This is a genomic window from Luteibacter sp. 621 (genome assembly GCF_050435445.1).
Taxonomy (GTDB): domain Bacteria; phylum Pseudomonadota; class Gammaproteobacteria; order Xanthomonadales; family Rhodanobacteraceae; genus Luteibacter.
In genome coordinates this window covers 1-19,657 of record NZ_JBNDKI010000031.1, presented here as the reverse complement: position 1 = coordinate 19,657, position 19,657 = coordinate 1, and the positions used below count along the sequence as shown (strand labels likewise).

General features: G+C 65.5%; 7 protein-coding genes. 3 read left to right on the top strand and 4 right to left on the bottom strand.

The genetic code is table 11. The features are described 5' to 3' along the window. Positions 1-19 precede the first annotated feature (19 nt). Positions 20-2,170 (bottom strand): AsmA family protein, encoded by a 2,151-nt coding sequence (locus tag ABIE56_RS21795; protein WP_429245909.1) that lies wholly within the window; start codon positions 2,168-2,170, stop codon positions 20-22. A 225-nt stretch (positions 2,171-2,395) separates the two neighbouring features. On the opposite strand from ABIE56_RS21795, the gene ABIE56_RS21790 reads away from it, so the two are divergent. Then, a complete protein-coding gene (locus tag ABIE56_RS21790) occupies positions 2,396-14,215 on the top strand; it encodes an autotransporter-associated beta strand repeat-containing protein (protein WP_429245908.1) in 11,820 nt (3,939 codons plus the stop codon). Between the two features lie 98 nt (positions 14,216-14,313). Here the strand turns inward: ABIE56_RS21790 and ABIE56_RS21785 are convergent, their stop codons facing one another. Both ABIE56_RS21785 and ABIE56_RS21780 read right to left on the bottom strand, forming a co-directional pair. Then, positions 14,314-15,075 carry a siderophore-interacting protein gene (locus ABIE56_RS21785; protein ID WP_429245907.1) on the bottom strand — a complete coding sequence of 254 codons (762 nt, stop codon included), beginning with the start codon at positions 15,073-15,075 and terminating at the stop codon, positions 14,314-14,316. Continuing rightward, positions 15,072-15,704 carry a PadR family transcriptional regulator gene (locus ABIE56_RS21780; RefSeq protein WP_429245906.1) on the bottom strand — a complete coding sequence of 211 codons (633 nt, stop codon included), beginning with the start codon at positions 15,702-15,704 and terminating at the stop codon, positions 15,072-15,074. The genes ABIE56_RS21785 and ABIE56_RS21780 overlap by 4 nt, the downstream gene beginning before the upstream one ends. A gap of 640 nt (positions 15,705-16,344) precedes the next feature. On the opposite strand from ABIE56_RS21780, the gene ABIE56_RS21775 reads away from it, so the two are divergent. Then, positions 16,345-16,476 carry a hypothetical protein gene (locus ABIE56_RS21775; protein WP_429245905.1) on the top strand — a complete coding sequence of 44 codons (132 nt, stop codon included), beginning with the start codon at positions 16,345-16,347 and terminating at the stop codon, positions 16,474-16,476. 389 nt (positions 16,477-16,865) lie between these two features. Here the strand turns inward: ABIE56_RS21775 and ABIE56_RS21770 are convergent, their stop codons facing one another. Then, positions 16,866-17,837: a thioredoxin family protein gene (locus ABIE56_RS21770; RefSeq protein WP_429245904.1), complete on the bottom strand. Its 972-nt coding sequence runs from the start codon at positions 17,835-17,837 to the stop codon at positions 16,866-16,868. Between the two features lie 117 nt (positions 17,838-17,954). On the opposite strand from ABIE56_RS21770, the gene ABIE56_RS21765 reads away from it, so the two are divergent. After that, complete coding sequence (locus ABIE56_RS21765) at positions 17,955-19,472, top strand: fumarate hydratase (RefSeq protein WP_429245903.1); 1,518 nt, start codon at positions 17,955-17,957, stop codon at positions 19,470-19,472. Positions 19,473-19,657 lie beyond the last annotated feature (185 nt).

Genomic DNA, 19,657 nt, shown 5'->3' with positions numbered 1-19,657 from the left:
CATCTGCGTCATCGCCGTGTTACTTCGCGTTGGTCTTCCCCGGCGGCGGGGCCTTGGGTGGGGCGCTCTTCAGGTCATCCAGCAACGGCTGGCAGGTCACGGCGTTGGCCTTGCCGCTCTCCGGCACCATCAGCGGGGCGAGCGCTGCCACCGGGGCGGCAAAGAACAAGGCCACCGCGCCACCGCCGCGCAGGATCAGCGGGCCGGCATGCACGCCCGGCGATGGATTGGCGAACGTGCCATGCACGTACAGCGGCGAGCGCAGCGAGAAGACGCGGAAGCCCTTGGTGTGCGGCACGATATCCAGGTTCAGCTTCTCGTCCTTGAAGTTGATATCGCCGTTGACGTTGATCAGGGCCTTTTCGGTATCCAGCGCAAACACCTTCGATTCCATCACGCCATTGGTGGCGACCAGATCGGCCGCCATGCAGTTGATCTTCACCACGTCATCGCCGAAGAAACGGTTCACGACATAGCTGCCGACGTTGAGGCCCGCCAGCTCGAGCAGCGACGAACTCACGGCACCGTCGTTGATCAGCAACTTCAGTTCACCATTGGACGAACCGAGCAGGGCGGCCGGCGAGTTGCCCACGGCGGTGAACGAGGCATCGCCATTCATTTCGCCGAAGCTGGTCTGCATGGGGGCGAAGGTGGGGAACAGTTCCTTCAGCTTGAGGTGGCGGGCGCCGAGGTTGAGGCGGCCCTTCAGCGGTTCGGCCGAGCCATCGAGGCGAAGATTGCTGCCCACCGTGCCACCGGCAACACCGAACTTCAGAGGATCCAGCGTAAGTACCGCATCCTTCATGATCAGGTGGGTTTCGACGTTGCTGATCGGCAGGCGTTCGCCATGCACGATCTTCGCGCCCACGAAATGCACATCGGCATCCATGGCGTTCCAGCGGTCCGTCTTGAACGGCTCGACCGGGAGCACCTTGTCTGAAGGCTGCTTCTTCACGTCACCGCGTTCGGCCTTCTCGGCATCCGAGCCACCGCCGACCAGCGGCGCCAGGTCGCTGAAGAGCAGCTGGTTGGATTTGAGGTTACCCACCAAGCTCGGGCGCGCGCCGCCCGTGTTGAAGGTGAGCGTGCCGCCCAGGTCGCTGCCGCCGACCTTGCCGGTGAAGTTTTCATAGACGAAGGTGCTGTTGTTCTTCTTCAGGTTCGCCTTGAGGTGGCCTTCGGTCGCAAAGGGCGGGGTATCGGGCAGGGTGACACCGGTAAGGTCGTACAGGTGCGACATGCTGGTGCCGGAGAACCACAGGCGGATATCCAGCGCGCCCATGTTGATCGGATCGGTAAGTGTGCCCACGAAGGCCACATGGGTATCGCCAAAACGTGCATCGGCCTGGACCGGGAAGGGACGGTTGGCATCACGTAGTGCGAGCACGCCGCCGGTGCGCGCCTTCGCCTCCACGGTGGATTTCTTGTAGGTGCCCTTGGCATCCCAGGCAAACAGGTACACCTGCTTCTTCTTGGTCTCGTCCTGGCGGTCCTTCTCGTCGGCGTCGCTCTTCGCCATTTGCTTCGAGGTCGCGCCGGTGGTCTTGTTCGCCTGCGCGCGCGAATCCTTCTCCTGCTGCGCCATGATCTCGTCGAACGGGATGCCCTTGCCCAGCGGCGTCACGTCGATGCCCATGTTGATCTGCATCTGCGCATCGTTGAAATCGATGTGGCCCTTGTCGAAGGCGATGGCATTGAGCTCAAGCTGCCACTCGGACGGGCCGCTGCTCTCGGGGAGCTTGAAGGTCCAGGTGTTCGTCCCGTCCTTGCGCCGCTCCAGCGCGATCGCTGGCTGGCCCAGGCGGATCTCGGGCACGACGATGCGGTGGCTGATGAGCGGGAAGGGCGCCAGGCGGAAATCGAGGGTATCGAGGTGGGCGAAGCGGCCGTTCTTCGCCCAGCTGGGGTTGGTCACGACGATGTCCCGAGCGGTGAAGTGCGGCCAGGGGATCAGGCTTACCAGGCCACCCTCGCCGGGCTCGCGTGCCCAGTGCGCGGTGATGTCACCCTGGATGGCGAACGGCCGGCCGATGGCCTCGGAGACCTTTTCGTTGATCGTGGGCTTCAGCCGGTTCCAGTCGAAGAAAGCGACGAACAGGATGATCGCGATGATCAGCAGCAGGAAGATGCCCATCACCCACGCCAGGATTTTCCTGCCTCGCCGCATCATCGCCACTCCGCATTAGTACATACGGGACCGTTGGTAACCCGATAGACGGCAAGGTTATGTGTTTTTGACGCGCGTCGATTAAGCAACGTGTGTGCCGTGTGAGGAGGGCCTGACGGCATTCTTGCCTTATTCGCCTAGTCCACTGCCTTATTCGTGCAGTCCCGCCGTGTAGCCGCTGCCTAAGCTGCCATGGAAACCACCATGGACATGGCAGGGGTGAATAAAATGAGCAAGCGCGCCGCGACCGTACGTACTCTTCCACGCCGCAAAGGTATCTACCTCGCGCTGGCCTCGCTTATAAGCGCTTCGTTCCTCCCCAGTACCGCATTCGCCGACTGCACACAGATCACGACCACGGTCACGTGCTCTGGTTTTTCGGCCATTTCTTACTCGATCCCGACCAATGGCGTCGTGGTCAACATCGGTGGCGACGGGCAGCTTTCCGCACCGTTGCTAGGCGGCCCGATCCTTACCCTTACCGGCAACGGCATCACGGTAAACAACCAGGGCACGATCGATCCGAACCTGGGCGGCGCCCTAAGCATCGTTTCCGGCGGCCTGGTGGTTGGCAATACAGGCGCCAACATCATCAATATCAACAACCTCCCGGCAAGCGGCCCCACGGCGGCCGGGACCATCAAGGGGCTCGTCAACCTGGGTTCCCTGCTGGGTGTCGGCGGCCAGGCTATCCTCGCCCAGAACGGTACGGGGGGTACCACCAACATCACCAACAACGGCACGATCGACATGAACGTGCTTGGCATTGGCCTGCTCAACACGTCCGATGCGCCGGCCGTCGTCTCCTACGGCGGCGCGCGGACGAACATGACCAATACGGGCTATATCCGCGGCCGTATTGGTTTCGCGCCGTCACTGACGGCCGGGCAAGGCAACACGTTCATCAATGCAGGCACCATCAGCGGTAGCGTCAACCTGGGCGACACAGCTACGGGCAACACCTTTACCGCTGTATCGGGATCCAGTGTCCTTGCCGAAGGCCTTTCGCTAAACGTCCTGAACCTGGTTACCGTCAGCGTGAACCTTAGCGGCAAGGGCATTGTCGATGGCGGTTCGGGCACGGGCCTCAACAACTTCCTCGTGCTGCAAAACGATGTCCTTACACCAGGCTCGGGCACGACCGGTACGCCCACCACGATCGATGCCGCGCAATACATCCACTTCCAGCACCTGCGGGTGAACAGCGGTACGTGGAACCTGCTCGGTGCGGTCGCGCTGGCCGACACCACGATCAACGATGGCCTGGTCAACTTCAATAATGCCGGTGCATTCGGCCCGGGCACGCTGAATGCCAATGGTGGCGCTATCGCGGCATCGGCGGGTGGCCTTACGCTGGCGAACAACGTTTCCTTGAATACCGGCCGCCTTACGCTGGGCGGTACAACGGCGTTCGGGATGAACGGCGTCATCACCGGAGCAGGCGGCCTTACCGTAACCAATACGGGCATCGTGACGCTTGGCGGCAGCAATCTGTTCAGCGGTGGTGTGAACCTCAACGCAGGCGGCCTACTGCTCAGCAATGCGGGCGGCCTGGGCTCGGGCACGCTGACTGTGGGTGCCACGGCATCGCTCGATACCACGGCGCCGTTTAGCCTTGCCAACAATGTGGTCGTGAATGCGGGCACGCTTAACTTGCTCGGTAGCCAGGCGCTGACACTCAACGGATCGCTTTCGGGCGCCGGTAGCGTGGTGAAGAGCGGCGCAGGCACGCTTACGCTCAACGGTGCCAGCACACTCACCGGCTCTCTTGGCGTCACGGGCGGCGCGCTCGCCGTTGGCGCTGGCGGCTCGCTGTCGCCCACGGGTGCGATCTCGCTGGGCGCGGGTACCAGCATGGATCTGTCGGCGGCGGCGAACCAGACGATCGGTTCACTCGCGGGGGCGGGCAACGTCAACCTTGGCACCCATACGCTAACGCTTAACGGCATCGGCAACACATTCTATTCCGGGGTGATCGCAGGCACCGGCGGCCTTGTGAAGCAAGGCACCGGCGTGCAGACACTGGCGGGCGCCAACCTCTTTACCGGCGGCGTTGCGCTCAATGGTGGCGGCCTGCTGCTGGGTAACAACGGTGCGCTGGGTGCAGGCGCGCTCTCGGTGGGCGCCTCCGGCGTCACCCTGGATGGGACCGCGGGGCTCACGCTCACCAATGCGGTGAACCTGGGCACCGGTGCCTCCCTGAACCTGCTCGGCGGCCAGCCCCTGGTGTTTAACGGCGTGATCGGCGGTGCCGGCGCGTTGATCAAAAATGGCGCATCGCAGCTCACCCTCAATGGTGCGAACACCTTCGGCGGTGGCGTCACCCTTAATGCCGGTGGCCTGCTGCTGGGTAACGATGTCGCACTGGGGGCGGGCACGCTTACCGTCAATGGTGCCGGGACCATCGACGGCAGTGCCGCGCGCACGCTCACGAACAACGTGGCGCTCAATGGCGGCGCATCGCTGAATGTGCTGGGCGGCCAGCCGCTCACGTTTAACGGCGTGATTTCTGGCACGGGCGGCCTTGTGAAGAATGGCGCCTCCACGCTCACGCTCAACGGCGTGAACACGTTCACCGGCGGCCTCAATGTGGCGGCGGGAACCCTGGCCATCGGTGCCGGTGGCCGTCTTGCCGCGAGCAATGCGGTCACGCTCAGTGGCGTGGGCAGCGTGTTCGATATTTCCGCGGCGGGCAACCAGATGATCGGGGCGCTTTCGGGCGTCGCCGGTACCACGGTGGCCCTGGGTGGCAATGTCCTCACCTTCGGTGACACCACCAACCAGACCGTGGCCAGCACCATCACCGGCACGGCCACCGGCGGCCTGGTGAAGGCTGGCTCCGGCACCACCACGCTCACCGGCGCGAATACGTTCGGCGGCGGTGTCAATCTCAGCGCCGGTGGCCTTGTACTCGGCAACGCGGGTGCATTGGGCACCGGCACGTTGACGGTCAGTGGTGCAGGAACGCTCGATACCTCCGCCGCCTATACCCTGGCGAACAACGTCAACCTGGGGGCCAATCTCACCCTGCCGGGCAGCAACAACCTGACGCTGGGTGGCACGATCGGCGGCACGGGCAGCCTGACGAAGGACGGTGCCAATACGCTCGCGCTCACGGGCACCAATACCTTCAGCGGTGGCGTGAACCTCAACGCGGGCACGCTTAGCCTTGGCAACAGCAACGCACTTGGCACCGGCGCGCTCAACGTGGGCGGCAATGCCACCCTCGCGTCGAGCAGCGCGCTCAATCTGGCCAACAACGTAAACCTGGGCGCCGGGAACACGCTTACCCTGCCAGGCGCGCCGAACCTCACGCTGGGGGGTGTGATCGCCGGTAGCGGCGCACTCACCAAGAACGGCGCCTCGCTGCTTACGCTCAACGGCGCCAACACCTTCAGCGGCGGTGTGAATCTCGCGGGTGGCGGCCTGTTGCTCGGCAACAACAACGCGCTCGGTACCGGTGCGCTCACGGTCAACGGCGCAGTCACGCTGGATAACAGTGCCGCGCTCAACGTCGGTAACGCGGTGAACGTGCTGGGTGGCGGCACGCTCAGTGTCGCCGGGAACCAGGCCCTGGCGCTCGGTGGCACGATCGCCGGCACCGGTAACATCGTGAAAAACGGGGCCTCCACGCTCACGCTCAGTGGCCCCAATACGTTTACCGGTGGCGTGAACCTGAATGCCGGTGGCCTCGTCCTTGGGAATGCGAATGCACTGGGCGTCGGCGGGGCATTGAACGTTGGTGGCAACGCCACGCTTGATACCAGCACGGCGCTTGCCGTGGGCAACACCGTGAACCTGGGTACGGGTGCCAATCTCGATGTGCTGGGCAATAACGCGCTCACCCTGGCGGGAGCGGTGAACGGCGTGGGCAGCCTCACCAAGGATGGCCCGTCGACCCTCACGCTGGGTGGCATCAATGGCTATACCGGGGGTACCACCATCAACGGTGGCACGCTCGCGCTTGGCGCGGGTGCGCAGCTCGCCGCCGCTGGCAGCGTGAACCTTGCTGGCGCCGGTGGCATCTTCGATATCAGTGGCGCGGGTGCCAACCAGACCGTCGGCGCGCTCTCCGGCGTCGCCGGCAGCACGCTGGCCCTCGGTGGCAACGCGCTCACCTTCGGCAATGGCACGAACACGACGCTCAACAGCACCGTCGCGGGAACGGGCGGCCTGGTGAAGGTCGGGACCGGTGTGGTGACCCTGGGGGGTGCGAGCACGTTCAGTGGTGGCCTGGCGTTGAACGCGGGCGGCCTGGTGGTAGGGAACAACAGCGCGCTTGGCACGGGCACGCTCACCGTGGCCGGTGCGAGCACCCTGGATAGCAACGGCCCCATCGCGTTGGCGAACAACATTGCGCTCAACGCCGGGCTTACCGTGCTCGGCAACAACGCACTGACGCTCAATGGCGTGCTCAGTGGCGCGGGTAGCCTGACCAAGAACGGCGCGGCCACGCTCACGCTCAATGGCGTGAACACGTATACCGGCGGCACCCTGGTGAATGCGGGCACGTTGGCGCTCGGCGCCGGTGCCAGCCTCGCCTCCGCGGGCACGGTGAACCTTCTCGCCGGTACAACACTGGATCTTTCCGCAGGCAACGGTGCACAGCAGATCGGTACGCTGATCGGCAGCGGCGTCGTGAACCTTGGCGCGAATACGATCACCCTGGGCAGCGCGACCAACGGTACCTTTGCCGGTTCGGTAGCGGGCACCGGCGGCCTGATCAAAGTAGGCACGGGTACCGAAACGCTGACGGGCACGAACTCCTACACCGGCGGTACGCTGATCAATGCGGGCACGCTGGCGATCGGCGCGGGTGGCAGCCTCGCATCGACCGGTGCCGTCGCGCTTACGGGTCCCGGCACGGGCTTCGATATCAGTGCGGGTGGCAACCAGACGATCGGCGTGCTCAATGGCGTAGCGGGCAGCACGGTGACGCTCGGTGGCAGCACGTTGACCGTGGGCGGTGTCGCCAACGGTGGGTATGACGGCGTTATCGCGGGTACCGGCGCGCTGGTGAAGAACGGGGCGGGCACGCAGGCACTGGGTGGCGCGAATACCTTCAGCGGCGGTGTCACGCTCAATGCAGGTGGCCTGCTGGTGGGTAACAACGGCGCGCTCGGCACCGGCGCGCTCACGGTCGCCGGCAGCGGCTCGCTGGACGCGAGCACGGCGGTGACACTCAACAACAACGTGGCGCTTGGCTCGGGCAATACGCTCGACCTTCTCGGCAGCAACGCGATGACGCTGGCCGGTACCGTGAGTGGCACCGGTGGCCTTGTGAAGGATGGTGCCGCGACGGTCACACTGACGGGGGCGAACACTTACACGGGCGGTACGACGATCAATGCCGGTACGCTGGCACTGGGCGCAGGCGGCAAGCTTGCCGCCACGGGTGACGTGAACCTCGCCGTGGCCGGTGCCGCGTTCGATATTTCCGGCAGCGGCGCCAACCAGACCATCGGTTCGCTCAGTGGCGTAGCAGGTACGACCGTCGGACTGGGCGCGCAGACGCTCACCTTTGGCAACGCGACCGACCGCACCTATGCGGGTGCGATCACCGGCACGGGTGGCATCGTTAAGGTGGGCACCGGCGTGCAAACGCTTGGCGGCGCGAGCACGTACAGCGGCGGGACTGTGTTGAATGCGGGCGGCCTGATCGTCGGCAACAACAGTGCGCTGGGTACGGGTGCGCTGACCGTGGGCGGCTTGACCACGCTCGACAGCAATGGCCCCGTTACGCTGGCGAACAACGTGGCGCTCAATGCGGGCCTTACCGTCCTGGGCAATAACGCGCTGACACTCGGCGGCGTCATCAGTGGCGCAGGCGGCCTGACCAAGACCGGCGCAGCCACGCTCACGCTGACCGGCGCGAACACGTACACCGGTGGCACCAACGTCAACGCCGGCACGCTCGCGCTCGGCGCGGGCGGCAGCCTTTCCACCGCAGGCACCGTGAACCTTGCCACGGGCGCGACGCTGGATATCTCCGGTGGTAGCGGCACGCAAAGCGTTGGCGCGTTGACCGGCACCGGTACGGTGGCGCTGGGTGCGAATACGGTGGCGCTCGGCGGCACCGGTAGCGGCACCTTCGGCGGCATCATCGCCGGCACCGGCGGCGTGGTGAAACAGGGCGCGGGCACGCAGACGCTCACGGGTGCCAGCACGTACACCGGCGGCACGACGATCAATGCCGGCACGCTGGCCCTTGGCGCTGGCGGCGGCCTTGCCTCGACCGGTGCGGTGAACCTGGCGGCGCCGGGCACCGTGTTTGATATCAGTGGCGGTGGCGCGCAAGCCATCGGCGCGTTGAATGGCGTCGCCGGCAGTGCCGTCACCCTTGGCGGCAATGCACTGACCCTTGGTGGTGTCGGTAACGCCACCTATAACGGCACCATCGGCGGTACCGGCAGTGTCGTGAAGGATGGCGCGGGTGTGCAGGTGCTCGGTGGTACGAATACCTACACCGGCGGCACGACGATCAACGGCGGCACCCTGGCCTTGGGAGCAGGCGGTAGCCTGGCGGCGACGGGCGACGTCAACCTCACCACGGCGGGTGCCGGGTTTGATATTTCGGCCAGCGGCGCGAACCAGACCATCGGTTCGCTTTCTGGCGTGGGCGGCACCACGGTAAACCTGGGCGGCCAAAGCCTTGCCTTCGGCAACGCGACGGACCGTGCTTTTGATGGCGTGATCAGCGGCACCGGCGGATTGGTGAAAATCGGCTCCGGCACCGAAGAGCTCGGTGGCGCGAATACGTTCAGCGGCGGTATTACGCTGATTGCCGGTGGCCTGAAGGCCGGTAACGATGCGGCGTTGGGTACGGGCACGCTGACCGTGGCGGGCGCCTCGACGCTCGATAGCACGGCGCCGGTGACGCTCGGCAACAACATGGTGCTGAACGCCAACCTGACCGTACCGGGTTCAAACAACCTTACGCTCAACGGCACGCTGGCAGGCACCGGCGGCCTCATCAAGAACGGCAACGCGCTACTCACGTTGAACGGTGCAAACACGTATACCGGCGATACGCAGATCAACGCCGGCACGCTCGCACTCGGCGCGAACGCCAGCCTGTATGCGGGTGGCATCGTTTATCTTGCCGATGGCGCCGTATTCGATCTCTCGGCGGGCAACGGCACGCAGGCGTTCGGCACGCTGATCGGCAGCGGCCTGGTGAATATCGGTGGCAACAACATCAATGTGGGTGGCCCCGCCGATGGCACCTTCAGCGGCTCGATCGGCGGTACCGGCAGCCTGACCAAGGTCGGTACCGGCACCGAGACGCTGACCGGTACCAATACCTACACCGGCGGCACCTTCATCGACGAAGGAACGCTCGCGATCGGTGCGGGCGGCAGCCTGGCAGCCAACGGCGCCGTGACGCTGACGGCCCCGGGTGCGGGTTTCGATATCAGCGCCGCGGATCCGCAGGTGATCGGTGTGCTCAACGGCGTCGCGGGTAGCAGCGTGACGCTCGGTGGAAATTCGCTCACGCTCGCCGGTGTCGCCAACGGCGCCTATGACGGCCTGATCGTGGGCACCGGCAGCCTGGTGAAGAGCGGCGCGAGCGTGCAGGAGCTGGGGGGCGCCAATAGCTTCAGTGGTGGCGTCACGCTCAACGCGGGCGGCTTGCTGCTGGGCGATAACGGCGCACTGGGTACAGGCACGCTGAGCGTGGCCGGTAACGCCACGCTGGATACCAACAAAGCGTTGAACGTCAGCAATGACGTGGATATCGCGGCGGGCACGACGCTCGATCTGCTGGGCAGCAATGCGGTGACCTTTGGCGGCGTGTTCTCCGGTGCGGGCGGCCTGGTGAAGGATGGCGCGTCGACGGTGACATTGACCGGTGCCAACACGTACAGCGGCGGCACGACGATCAACAGTGGCACGCTGGCCATTGGCGCGGGCGGCAGCCTTTCGGATACGGGTGCACTCAACCTCGCCGGCACCGGCAACTTTGATATCTCCGGCGCGGGTGGCACGCAGACGGTCGGCTCACTGGGTGGCGCCGCCGGCACTACCGTCACGCTGGGTGGTAATTCGCTCGGCCTGGGTGGTGCCACGGATAACGCCTACAATGGCGTCATCACGGGAAGCGGTGGCCTGATCAAGGATGGCGCGGGCGTGCAGACGCTCAACGGCGCGAACACGTTCACCGGTGGCGTTACGTTGAACGCTGGTGGCCTGGTCCTCGGTAACGATGCGGCACTGGGTACGGGCGCGCTGACGGTAGGCGGCGCATCCACGCTGGATTCGAACACGGCGGTGACCCTGGCCAACAACATCGTGCTCAATGCCGGGCTGGATGTTCTGGGCACGAACAACATGACCCTCAACGGCAACATCAGCGGCACCGGCAGCCTGAGCAAGGATGGTGCGGCGACGCTGACGTTGAACGGCACCAACACTTACACCGGTGGCACCTACATCAACGCGGGCACGCTGGCCCTGGGCGCTGGTGCAAGCCTGGCTTCTTCGGGCGTGGTGAACCTGGCGTCGGGCGCCACGTTCGATCTCTCCGCCGGCAATGGCACGCAGCAGTTCGGCACGCTGGTCGGCAGCGGCACGGTGAACCTGGGTGATAACGCGCTTGTGGTGGGCGGCCCGACGGACGGTACGTTCGGCGGCTCGATTGCTGGCACCGGCAGCGTGACCAAGGTGGGTACCGGGACCGAGACCCTGACCGGTACCAACACGTACACGGGTGGCACCTTCATCGATGCCGGCATCCTGGCGATCGGCGCGGGCGGCAGCCTGTCTCCCAACGGGGCGGTGACGCTTAACGCGGCGGGCACCGGATTCGATATCAGCGGTGCGACCAGCCCGCAGACCATCGGCTCCCTGGCCGGCGTGGCGGGTAGCAACGTCACCCTGGGTGCCAACGCACTCGTGCTCGGCGGCGTCGGCAATGCGTCATACGACGGCACCATCAGCGGTACGGGCAGCCTGGTGAAGAACGGGGCCGGCGTGCAGGCGCTCGGTGGCCCGAACACGTTCAGTGGTGGGGTCACGCTCAACGCCGGAACATTGGTCGTTGGGAACAACGCCTCGCTCGGCACGGGCGCACTCACGGTCGGTGGCGCTTCCACGCTGGATGCGAGCGCTCCGGTGACGCTGGCCAACGACGTGGCCCTCAACGCGGCCCTTACGGTGGCTGGCAGCAACGACACCACGCTGGCAGGCGTGATCTCGGGCGCAGGCAGCCTGACCAAGAACGGCGCTTCTACGCTGACGCTGACCGGTGCGGATACGTACACCGGCGGCACCACGATCAACGCCGGCACGCTGGCGATCGGCGCGGGCGGCAGCCTCTCGCCGGCGGGTGCGGTTAACCTGGCCGGTACGGGTACGTTCGATATCAGTGCGGGCGGCAACCAGTCCATCGCCACACTGAGTGGCGTCGCCGGCAGCAACGTGGCATTGGGTGGCAACACGCTCACGCTGGGCGGTGCGACGGACGCCACGCTCAACAGTACGATCAGTGGCACCGGCGGACTGGTGAAGAACGGCGCGGCGAACCTCACGCTGGGCGGGGCCAACGTGTTCAGCGGTGGGGTGACACTCAACGCGGGCGGCCTGGTGCTCGGCAACGACCAGGCGCTGGGTACGAGCACGCTCACCGTGGGCGGCCCGGCCTCGCTGGGTGGCGTGGGTGCGCTCACGCTGGCTAACAACATCGTGCTCAATGCGGACCTGAACACCACCGGTGATGATCCTCTCACCCTCAACGGCGATATCAGCGGCGCGGGTCGCCTGTTCAAGGTGAACCTCAAGGTGCTCACCCTCAACGGCAACAACACCTACACCGGCGGTACGACTGTCAGCGGTGGGACCGTGGTGGTTGGCAACAACAACGCGCTGGGCACGGGTGACCTTGCCATCGATGGTGCCACGCTGCAGGCAGGTACCACGGTGACCTTGCCGAACGCCGTGAGCGTCGGCAGCAACGGCGTGACGGTCGATGGCGCGAACAACCTCACCCTGAATGGCGCACTCTCCGGCAGCGGCGCCCTGGATAAGGAAGGCACCGGCAGCTTGACGCTCGGCGGTTCGCTGGCCGACTACACCGGTGGCCTGGCCGTTAACGGCGGCACGCTCACCGCCATCGACAGTTACACCGGTGGTGTAAGCGTGGGTGCTGGCGGTACCGCGACGTTCAATGGCCCCGCCAACAACATCACCGCTGGGGGCGCCATTGCCGGAACGCTCAACCTGGGTGGCGGCGATCTCAACGTGAGCTATGGCAACCTGCCGAGCGTCACTGGCACGGTGAATGGCGACGCCGATGCCACGCTGAACATCACCGGCAACGGCGAAGGCTCACTCGCCAACGGCGTGTTCAACGGCATCGGTAACCTCAACGTTGGCGCGGGCACACTGGCCATCGGTGCGGGTACGAATGTCACCTTCGGCGGCACCACGATCGGCGGCAACCTCGTCGTGAATGGGACACTGGGTGGGCCGGTGACGGTTGGCAATGGCGGCGGTGTGGCGGGCGGTGGCACCATCACCGGCCCTGTGACCGTGGATAACGGCACCGTGGCACCTGGCGGCATCCCGGGGGGCACCGGCGCGGCGGCGGATAACGGCACGCCCGGCACGACACTCACCACGGGTGGCCTGAGCCAGACCGGCAACTCGCACACCGTCATCCGCATTACCTCGAACGGCACCAGCGACCACATCGCTTCCAACGGCCCGACCACGGTAGGCGGCACGCTGGTGACGACGCCGACGGGCAACGGCACGTTCGGGTCATCGTCCACCTACACGGTGGTGACGTCCTCCACGCCCATCAATGGCAGCTACGGCAGCGTGGTGAAGGGCGACCTGCCGTTCCTCGATGAAGGTGTCACCACCGTCGGCAATAACGTGATCGTGACGCTGACCCAGGCGGGTACCGGCGGCCCCGTCACCCCGGGTGGCGAGGGCGTGGGCTTCGATCAGTTCCCTGGCCTGAACTCAAACCAGCACAGCGTGGCGACTGCCCTGCAGCACGCCGCGGCATCCGGCAATAACGTGTTGCCGACCTTGCTGGGCTACCTGCGTGGCCTGCGTTCGGCCCAGGTGAATGGCGCATTCGATTCGCTCACCGGTGAAACCTACGCCTCGGCCGCGCAGGCCGAGCTCACGGGGCAGAGCCAGTATCAGGATTCGGTGTTCTACCGCCTGAAGCTGGACCGTGACACGGGCGAGAAGGGTACGGCCGTGTGGGCGGAGCCGTACACCTCCAGCAGTGATCTGTCGCGCAGCGCCGACGTATCGCGTGCCGATTACCGCATCAACGGCATCATCGTCGGTACCGATACCGATCTGGGTTCGGACTTCCGCGCGGGTGTGCATGCCAACCTGGCGAACGCCCGCACCGAAGTGCACAGCCGCGGTGACTACACCGATGTGGACCAGGCGGCGATCGGCCTGCATGCACTGTACTTCAACGACCAGCAGTTCTGGATCGAAGGCCTGGCCTCGTACGGCTGGCACGATGGTGACAGCCACCGCCGCATCAACGTGGGCACGCTCATGCCGGAGGCGCGCGGCGATTACAACGGCAAGGCCACCAACGGCGCGATCGAGAGCGGCTTCCGCTTCAATGTGAGCCAGGCCATGCACCTGGAGCCGTTCGTGGGCGCGTACTACAGCAAGGTGAAGTACGACAGCTTCACCGAGAAGGGCGCGGGCGATGCGGACCTGCGCGTCGGCAAGGCTTCGGCCACGAGCATGCAGTACGGCGCCGGCCTGCGCCTGTCGGGTGATGTGGACCTGGGCGTGGCGGGCACGAAGCTGCACCCGATCGCCATGGTGCGCTACCTGCACAACACGAAGGACGATACGGCATCGGTGAACAACAGCTTCGCCGGCCTGCCGACCGACAGCTTCACGGTGGAAGGTTCGCGCCCGATGAAGAATCACTGGCAGGGCGCGCTGGGTGCAAGCTTCGATTTCACCCCGGCCGCCAGCGCCTTCGTGTACTACAGCACCGACCGCGCCACGCACACGCGTAGCGATGCGGTGAACCTGGGGGTGCGCTGGAATTTCTGATTCCGGCAGGACATGCTCGTCTGTAGGAGCGCGCTTGCGCGCGATGGATGCCTGCGGCAATACCCATCGCGTGCAAGCGCGCTCCTACAACCGCGTTTTCATAGCGGAGTGGCGGCAACCCAGTAGCCGGTAGCCTTGACCCAATCCTTGTCGATACCACGGTGCTCCACCAGCAACGAACGCAGACTGCGCGCACGCTTCGATTCGGTGGCCACCCACCAGAACGTATCGCCGGCCGGGACGGGGATCGTGGCAAGCACCTCGTCGATCGAAGGGGATTCGCCGCGGATGAACCAGCGCACATCACGTGCGAGATCCTGCTTCTCTTCCGCAGATGCGATCTCGGCCAGCACCGTCACCGGTTTGTCCTTGGGCATTTCCTCGAGCCAGCGGCCGATGGCGGGCAGGGCGGTCTCGTCGCCTACCAGCACGTAGTGGTCGTAGTCGTCCGGCACGATCATGGAGCCGCGCGGGCCGCCCACGCCGAGCTTGTCGCCCACCTTGGCGCTTTCGGCCCAGGTGGATGCCGGGCCATCGCCGTGGATGACGAAGTCGAGATCCAGCTCCAGCGAGTCGGCGCGGAACTGGCGCGGCGTGTAGTCGCGGGCCGGCGAAGGCTCCTTGCCCTGCGGGTACACCGGGCCATCCGGTGTCATGGTCGGCAGGTTGAACTCGCCCTTGGATGTCGGCAGGAACAGCTTCACGTGGTCATCGGGCGAGGCCGAAGGAAACCCTTCCAGCTCGGGGCCCTGCACGGTGATGCGCACCATGTGCGGGGTGAGCGGTTGCACCTTCACGACGGTGAGGATGCGCATGCGAACCTCGTGGCGCATGCGCTGGATCACATGCTTTTCGCTCATCCCTGGCGCTCCGCAATCTGCTTTGCTGCGGCTTCGACGATCGCGGCCACACGCTTGGTCTCAGCGTCGTCCCAGGCCTTGTGGTGGTTCATCAACTGGTGCTTCAGTACGTGCATGGCATCGCGCACGCCGCCGGGCACGGTCATCCGGCGCATGTGCCGGGACATGACCTGCAGGCGCTCGGTGAGCGCATCCAGGGTGTCGCGGTTCTCGGTGAGGAAGGCACGGCCCTCGTCGGTGATGGCGTAGAGCTTCTTGCCGCCGGTCTCGGCTTCAACGCGGGCGTAGCCGAGCTCTTCGAGCATGGTGAGGGTGGGGTAGATGGCGCCGGGGCTGGGGCTGTACTGGCCGTCGAACATTTCTTCGATGGTGCGGATGAGTTCGTAGCCGTGGCGCGGCTGTTCTTCGATGAGGGCCAGGAGGAGGAGGCGGAGGTCGCCGGTGCCGAACATGCGGCCACCGCCGAACCGGCCGCCACCGCGGCCGCCGCGCATGCCTTCGCGGTCGTCAAAGCCGAAGGGGCCACCGCCGCCGAAGCGGCCGCCACGGCCTGCGGCGGCGAAGTGGTCGTGGAATCGCTGGTGCATCTCATCGCGGAAGTGACGCTTGGCGTGGTGCCAGAAGTGCATGGGAGTTCTCCGATATATCGTACGTAGTGGTCGTACGATATATCGTGAGTAACACTCTTGGCAAGGGGCGGGGCTCGCTTTTGGCGTTGCGCAGGCGAATCGGTTCATTCGCCGTGGGCGAATGCATGAGCCAGCGGCTTGCGCCGCCTCGCTTTTGAGGGCTTGAGGCGAAGAGCCGTCGGGGCCCACCCTCGCTGCTCAGACAGGTCTCCAGCGTTCGCAAAGGATGCCGCTACGCGGCCATGTACCTATTTGGCCTACGGCCGCGAACCGGGTGCCGGACGGGGGTTTTCGACTCGGCCTCCGTGCCTCGATCAAAAACGAGCGGGCATCCATGCCCGCTCCCGCCTGCGGCGGCTGTTCCCGTACGTCACCCTCGCCTCCGAAACTCGCCTCGAGGGTGGGCCCCGACGGCTCTTTTGATCCATGAGGTCGATGGATGGAGAGCCGGTGCGTTGTCTGCGGTGGGCGTGGGTGTCCGGACAGGGTTCGTCCGCGGACACGCGGTGCGTGTCGGGGCACATCGGTTGAAATGGCTTAGCGGCGCCGTTTGGGCGGTATCGCGAGCGTTGGCATGGGGGATGCAGCGTCTAGGGCAAAGGGGCTCATGCCTCACCGGATATACCCAAGGAGAACTGCCATGAAAGTTGAGACCTTCCTGCTGAAGACCTTTTTTGCTGCTGCCGTGCTGACCTGTGTGTTGACGATGGGGGCGTTTGTGACGGCGAGTCCGGCGCAGATGTCGGCGACGTTGGTGGCGACGGCGCAGTGAGCTGATCCGGCGTCTTCGCTTTGTTGGTTGATCGCGCGCGGGTCCTGCGGCGGTGTCGCGAAAGCTGTCGGCCACAGGGTGGCCTCCTACAACGGCGGGGCGTCGTAGGTTGCGAGCTCGCCACCAAGAAACCTCGGTGTATCGGAGAGACCTTGGTGCCCACCCTCGAGGCGAGTTCCGCACAAGAGAGCGGCCGTAGGCCAAATAAGTACACATGCCGCGCAGCGGCACTCCGCACCGAACGCGGAGGACCTGTCTGAGCAGCGAGGGTGGGCACCAAGGTCTCTGTGCCTCAAGCCCACCAGAACGAGGCGGCGCAAGCCGCTGGAAACACGCATTCGCGCCAGCGAATGAGCCGATTCACTGGCGCGAAGCGGACGGCGAGTCGTTTACCCGAACGTAAACGTAAACGCGTGGAAGTTGGCCTTGGGGATCTTGATCGTCAGCACGTGATCCTTATACCCATCCCCATCGAACAGCGTGTACAGCTGCGAGGCCTGCACGGTCACCGGGGCCTGCGGCTTCCCGTCCACCGCGATCTCAAGGGTCACCGGATCGTTCGCGCTGGCCACCATGTGCACCTTCTTTGCCTTGAAATGCAGGCGAATCTCACCGCTCGGGCCCACCAGGCTGGCGTTCTGGCGGCCGATTTCCCAGCGGCCCACCAGCGCGAACTGGTTCAGCTCAAGGCGCGACGGGGCCGTAAAGTCACGAACACCGGTACGCGCGCCTTCCGGGCTGGCGTTGTTCTGGCTGCGGTCGCTGCCGAAATACATCTCCGGCGAGCCCAACTGGGAAAAATCAGGGGCGTCCTTGTCGGTTTCGGCCTTGTCATCGGCCAGGCGGGGCAGGCCGAGCAGGGTGCGGATCGCGTTCTCCATCTCGGCGTAGTTGCCCTCGCCGAAGTGGTGGGCCACCACGTTGCCGCGCTGGTCCACCAGGTACTCCGCGGGCCAGTACTGGTTATCCCAGGCATCCCACGTGGCCAGGTCGTTGTCCTGGGCTACCGGGTAGTGGATGTTGTACTTCTTGATAGCGTCGCGGACGTTGCCTTCCTGCTTCTCGAACGGGAATTCCGGCGAGTGCACGCCGACGATCACCAGGCCCTTGTCCTTGTACTGGTCGTACCAGCGGGTGACATGGGGCAGGGTGCGCAGGCAGTTGATGCAGGAATACGCCCAGAAATCGATGAGCACGACCTTGCCGCGCAGGCCCTTCATGGTCAGCGGCTTGGAGTTCTGCCAGGCGGCGATCCCCTCGAACTCTGGGGCGGTCTGGGCCGCGAGGGCGGGCTGGGCGATACCCAAGGCGGCGGCCAGGAAGGCCAGGGCGAACAGGGCGGTGCGGAAGCGGGAACGCATGGGAACTCCGTTTGCGGGGGTGCCAGGAGATAGACCGGGGCAGACCCCACCACCTTACACCGGCCAAGGTGCGCTAAAATTGGCGTTTTGCCAGCCTAGCGAGCCAGCGGTAACACCATGACCTCGATCAAGCAGGACGACCTCATCCAGAGCGTCGCAGACGCCCTCCAGTACATTTCGTACTACCACCCGGTGGATTACATCCGGAACCTCTCGGCCGCCTACGAGCGCGAGGAATCCCCGGCCGCGAAGGATGCGATCGCGCAGATCCTCATCAATTCGCGCATGTGCGCCGAGGGCCACCGGCCGATCTGCCAGGACACCGGCATCGTCACCGTGTTCCTCAAGGTCGGCATGAACGTCCGCTGGGACGATGCCACCATGAGCGTGGAAGACATGGTGAACGAGGGCGTGCGCCGAGCCTACAACCACCCGGATAACAAGCTGCGCGCCTCGGTACTGGCCGATCCGGCTGGCAAGCGCATGAACACGCGCGATAACACGCCGGCGGTGGTGAACGTCTCGATCGTGCCGGGCGATAAGCTCGATGTGACCGTGGCCGCCAAGGGCGGCGGTTCGGAGGCGAAATCCAAGTTCGCCATGCTGAACCCTTCCGATTCCATCGTGGATTGGGTGCTGAAGACCGTGCCGACCATGGGCGCCGGCTGGTGCCCGCCGGGTATGCTCGGTATCGGCATTGGTGGCACCGCCGAGAAGGCGATGCTGCTGGCGAAGGAATCGCTGATGGAGCCGATCGATATCACTGAGCTGCAGGCCCGTGGCCCGTCCAACCGCGCGGAAGAACTGCGCCTGGAACTCTACGAGAAGGTCAACGCGCTCGGCATTGGTGCGCAGGGCCTGGGTGGCCTCACCACCGTGCTCGATGTGAAGGTCAGCGATTACCCGACCCACGCCGCCAACCTGCCGGTCGCGATCATCCCGAACTGCGCCGCGACCCGCCACGCGCATTTCGTGATGGATGGCTCGGGCCCGGTGATGCTCGATCCGCCGTCGCTGGAAGACTGGCCGAAGCTCACCTACGACTCGTCGAAGGGTCGCCGGGTGAACCTCGATACGATCACCCGCGAGGAAGTGAACAGCTGGCAGCCGGGCGAAGTCATCCTGCTCAACGGCAAGCTGCTCACCGGCCGCGACGCCGCGCACAAGCGCATGATCGATATGCTCAACCGCGGCGAAACGCTGCCGGTCGATTTCACCAACCGCTTCATCTACTACGTGGGCCCGGTGGATCCGGTGCGTGACGAAGTCGTTGGCCCGGCGGGCCCGACCACGGCGACGCGCATGGACAAGTTCACCCGCCAGATGCTCGAAACCACCGGCCTGCTCGGCATGGTCGGCAAGAGCGAGCGCGGCCCCACGGCTATTGATGCCATCCGCGATAACAAGGCGGTGTATCTCATGGCCGTCGGCGGCGCTGCGTACCTTGTGTCGAAGGCGATCAAGAGCTCGCGCGTGCTGGCCTTCGAAGACCTGGGCATGGAAGCGATCTATGAGTTCGATGTGCAGGATATGCCGGTGACCGTCGCGGTCGACAGCGCTGGTACCTCGGTGCACACCACGGGCCCGAAGGAATGGCGCTCGAAGATCGGCAAGATCCCGGTGGTTGTGGAATAAACCGCAGTGCGTGCCGTCGGCACGCACACGATCCTCTGTAGGAGCGGGGGGGGGGGGGGGGGGGGGGGGGGGGGGGGGGCCCGGGCCCGCCCCCCCCCCCCCCGCGGCGGGGGGGGGGGGGGGGGGGGGGGGGGGGGGGGGGGGGGGGGCGCGGGGGGGGGGGGGGGGGGGGCCGGGCCCCCCCC

Coding starts and splice junctions, on each gene's coding strand:
- ABIE56_RS21785 (WP_429245907.1), bottom strand. CDS start 15,075: ATGAGCGAAAAGCATGTGATCCAGCGCATGCGCCACGAGGTTCGCATG.
- ABIE56_RS21775 (WP_429245905.1), top strand. CDS start 16,345: ATGAAAGTTGAGACCTTCCTGCTGAAGACCTTTTTTGCTGCTGCCGTG.
- ABIE56_RS21765 (WP_429245903.1), top strand. CDS start 17,955: ATGACCTCGATCAAGCAGGACGACCTCATCCAGAGCGTCGCAGACGCC.
- ABIE56_RS21790 (WP_429245908.1), top strand. CDS start 2,396: ATGAGCAAGCGCGCCGCGACCGTACGTACTCTTCCACGCCGCAAAGGT.
- ABIE56_RS21780 (WP_429245906.1), bottom strand. CDS start 15,704: ATGCACTTCTGGCACCACGCCAAGCGTCACTTCCGCGATGAGATGCAC.
- ABIE56_RS21770 (WP_429245904.1), bottom strand. CDS start 17,837: ATGCGTTCCCGCTTCCGCACCGCCCTGTTCGCCCTGGCCTTCCTGGCC.
- ABIE56_RS21795 (WP_429245909.1), bottom strand. CDS start 2,170: ATGATGCGGCGAGGCAGGAAAATCCTGGCGTGGGTGATGGGCATCTTC.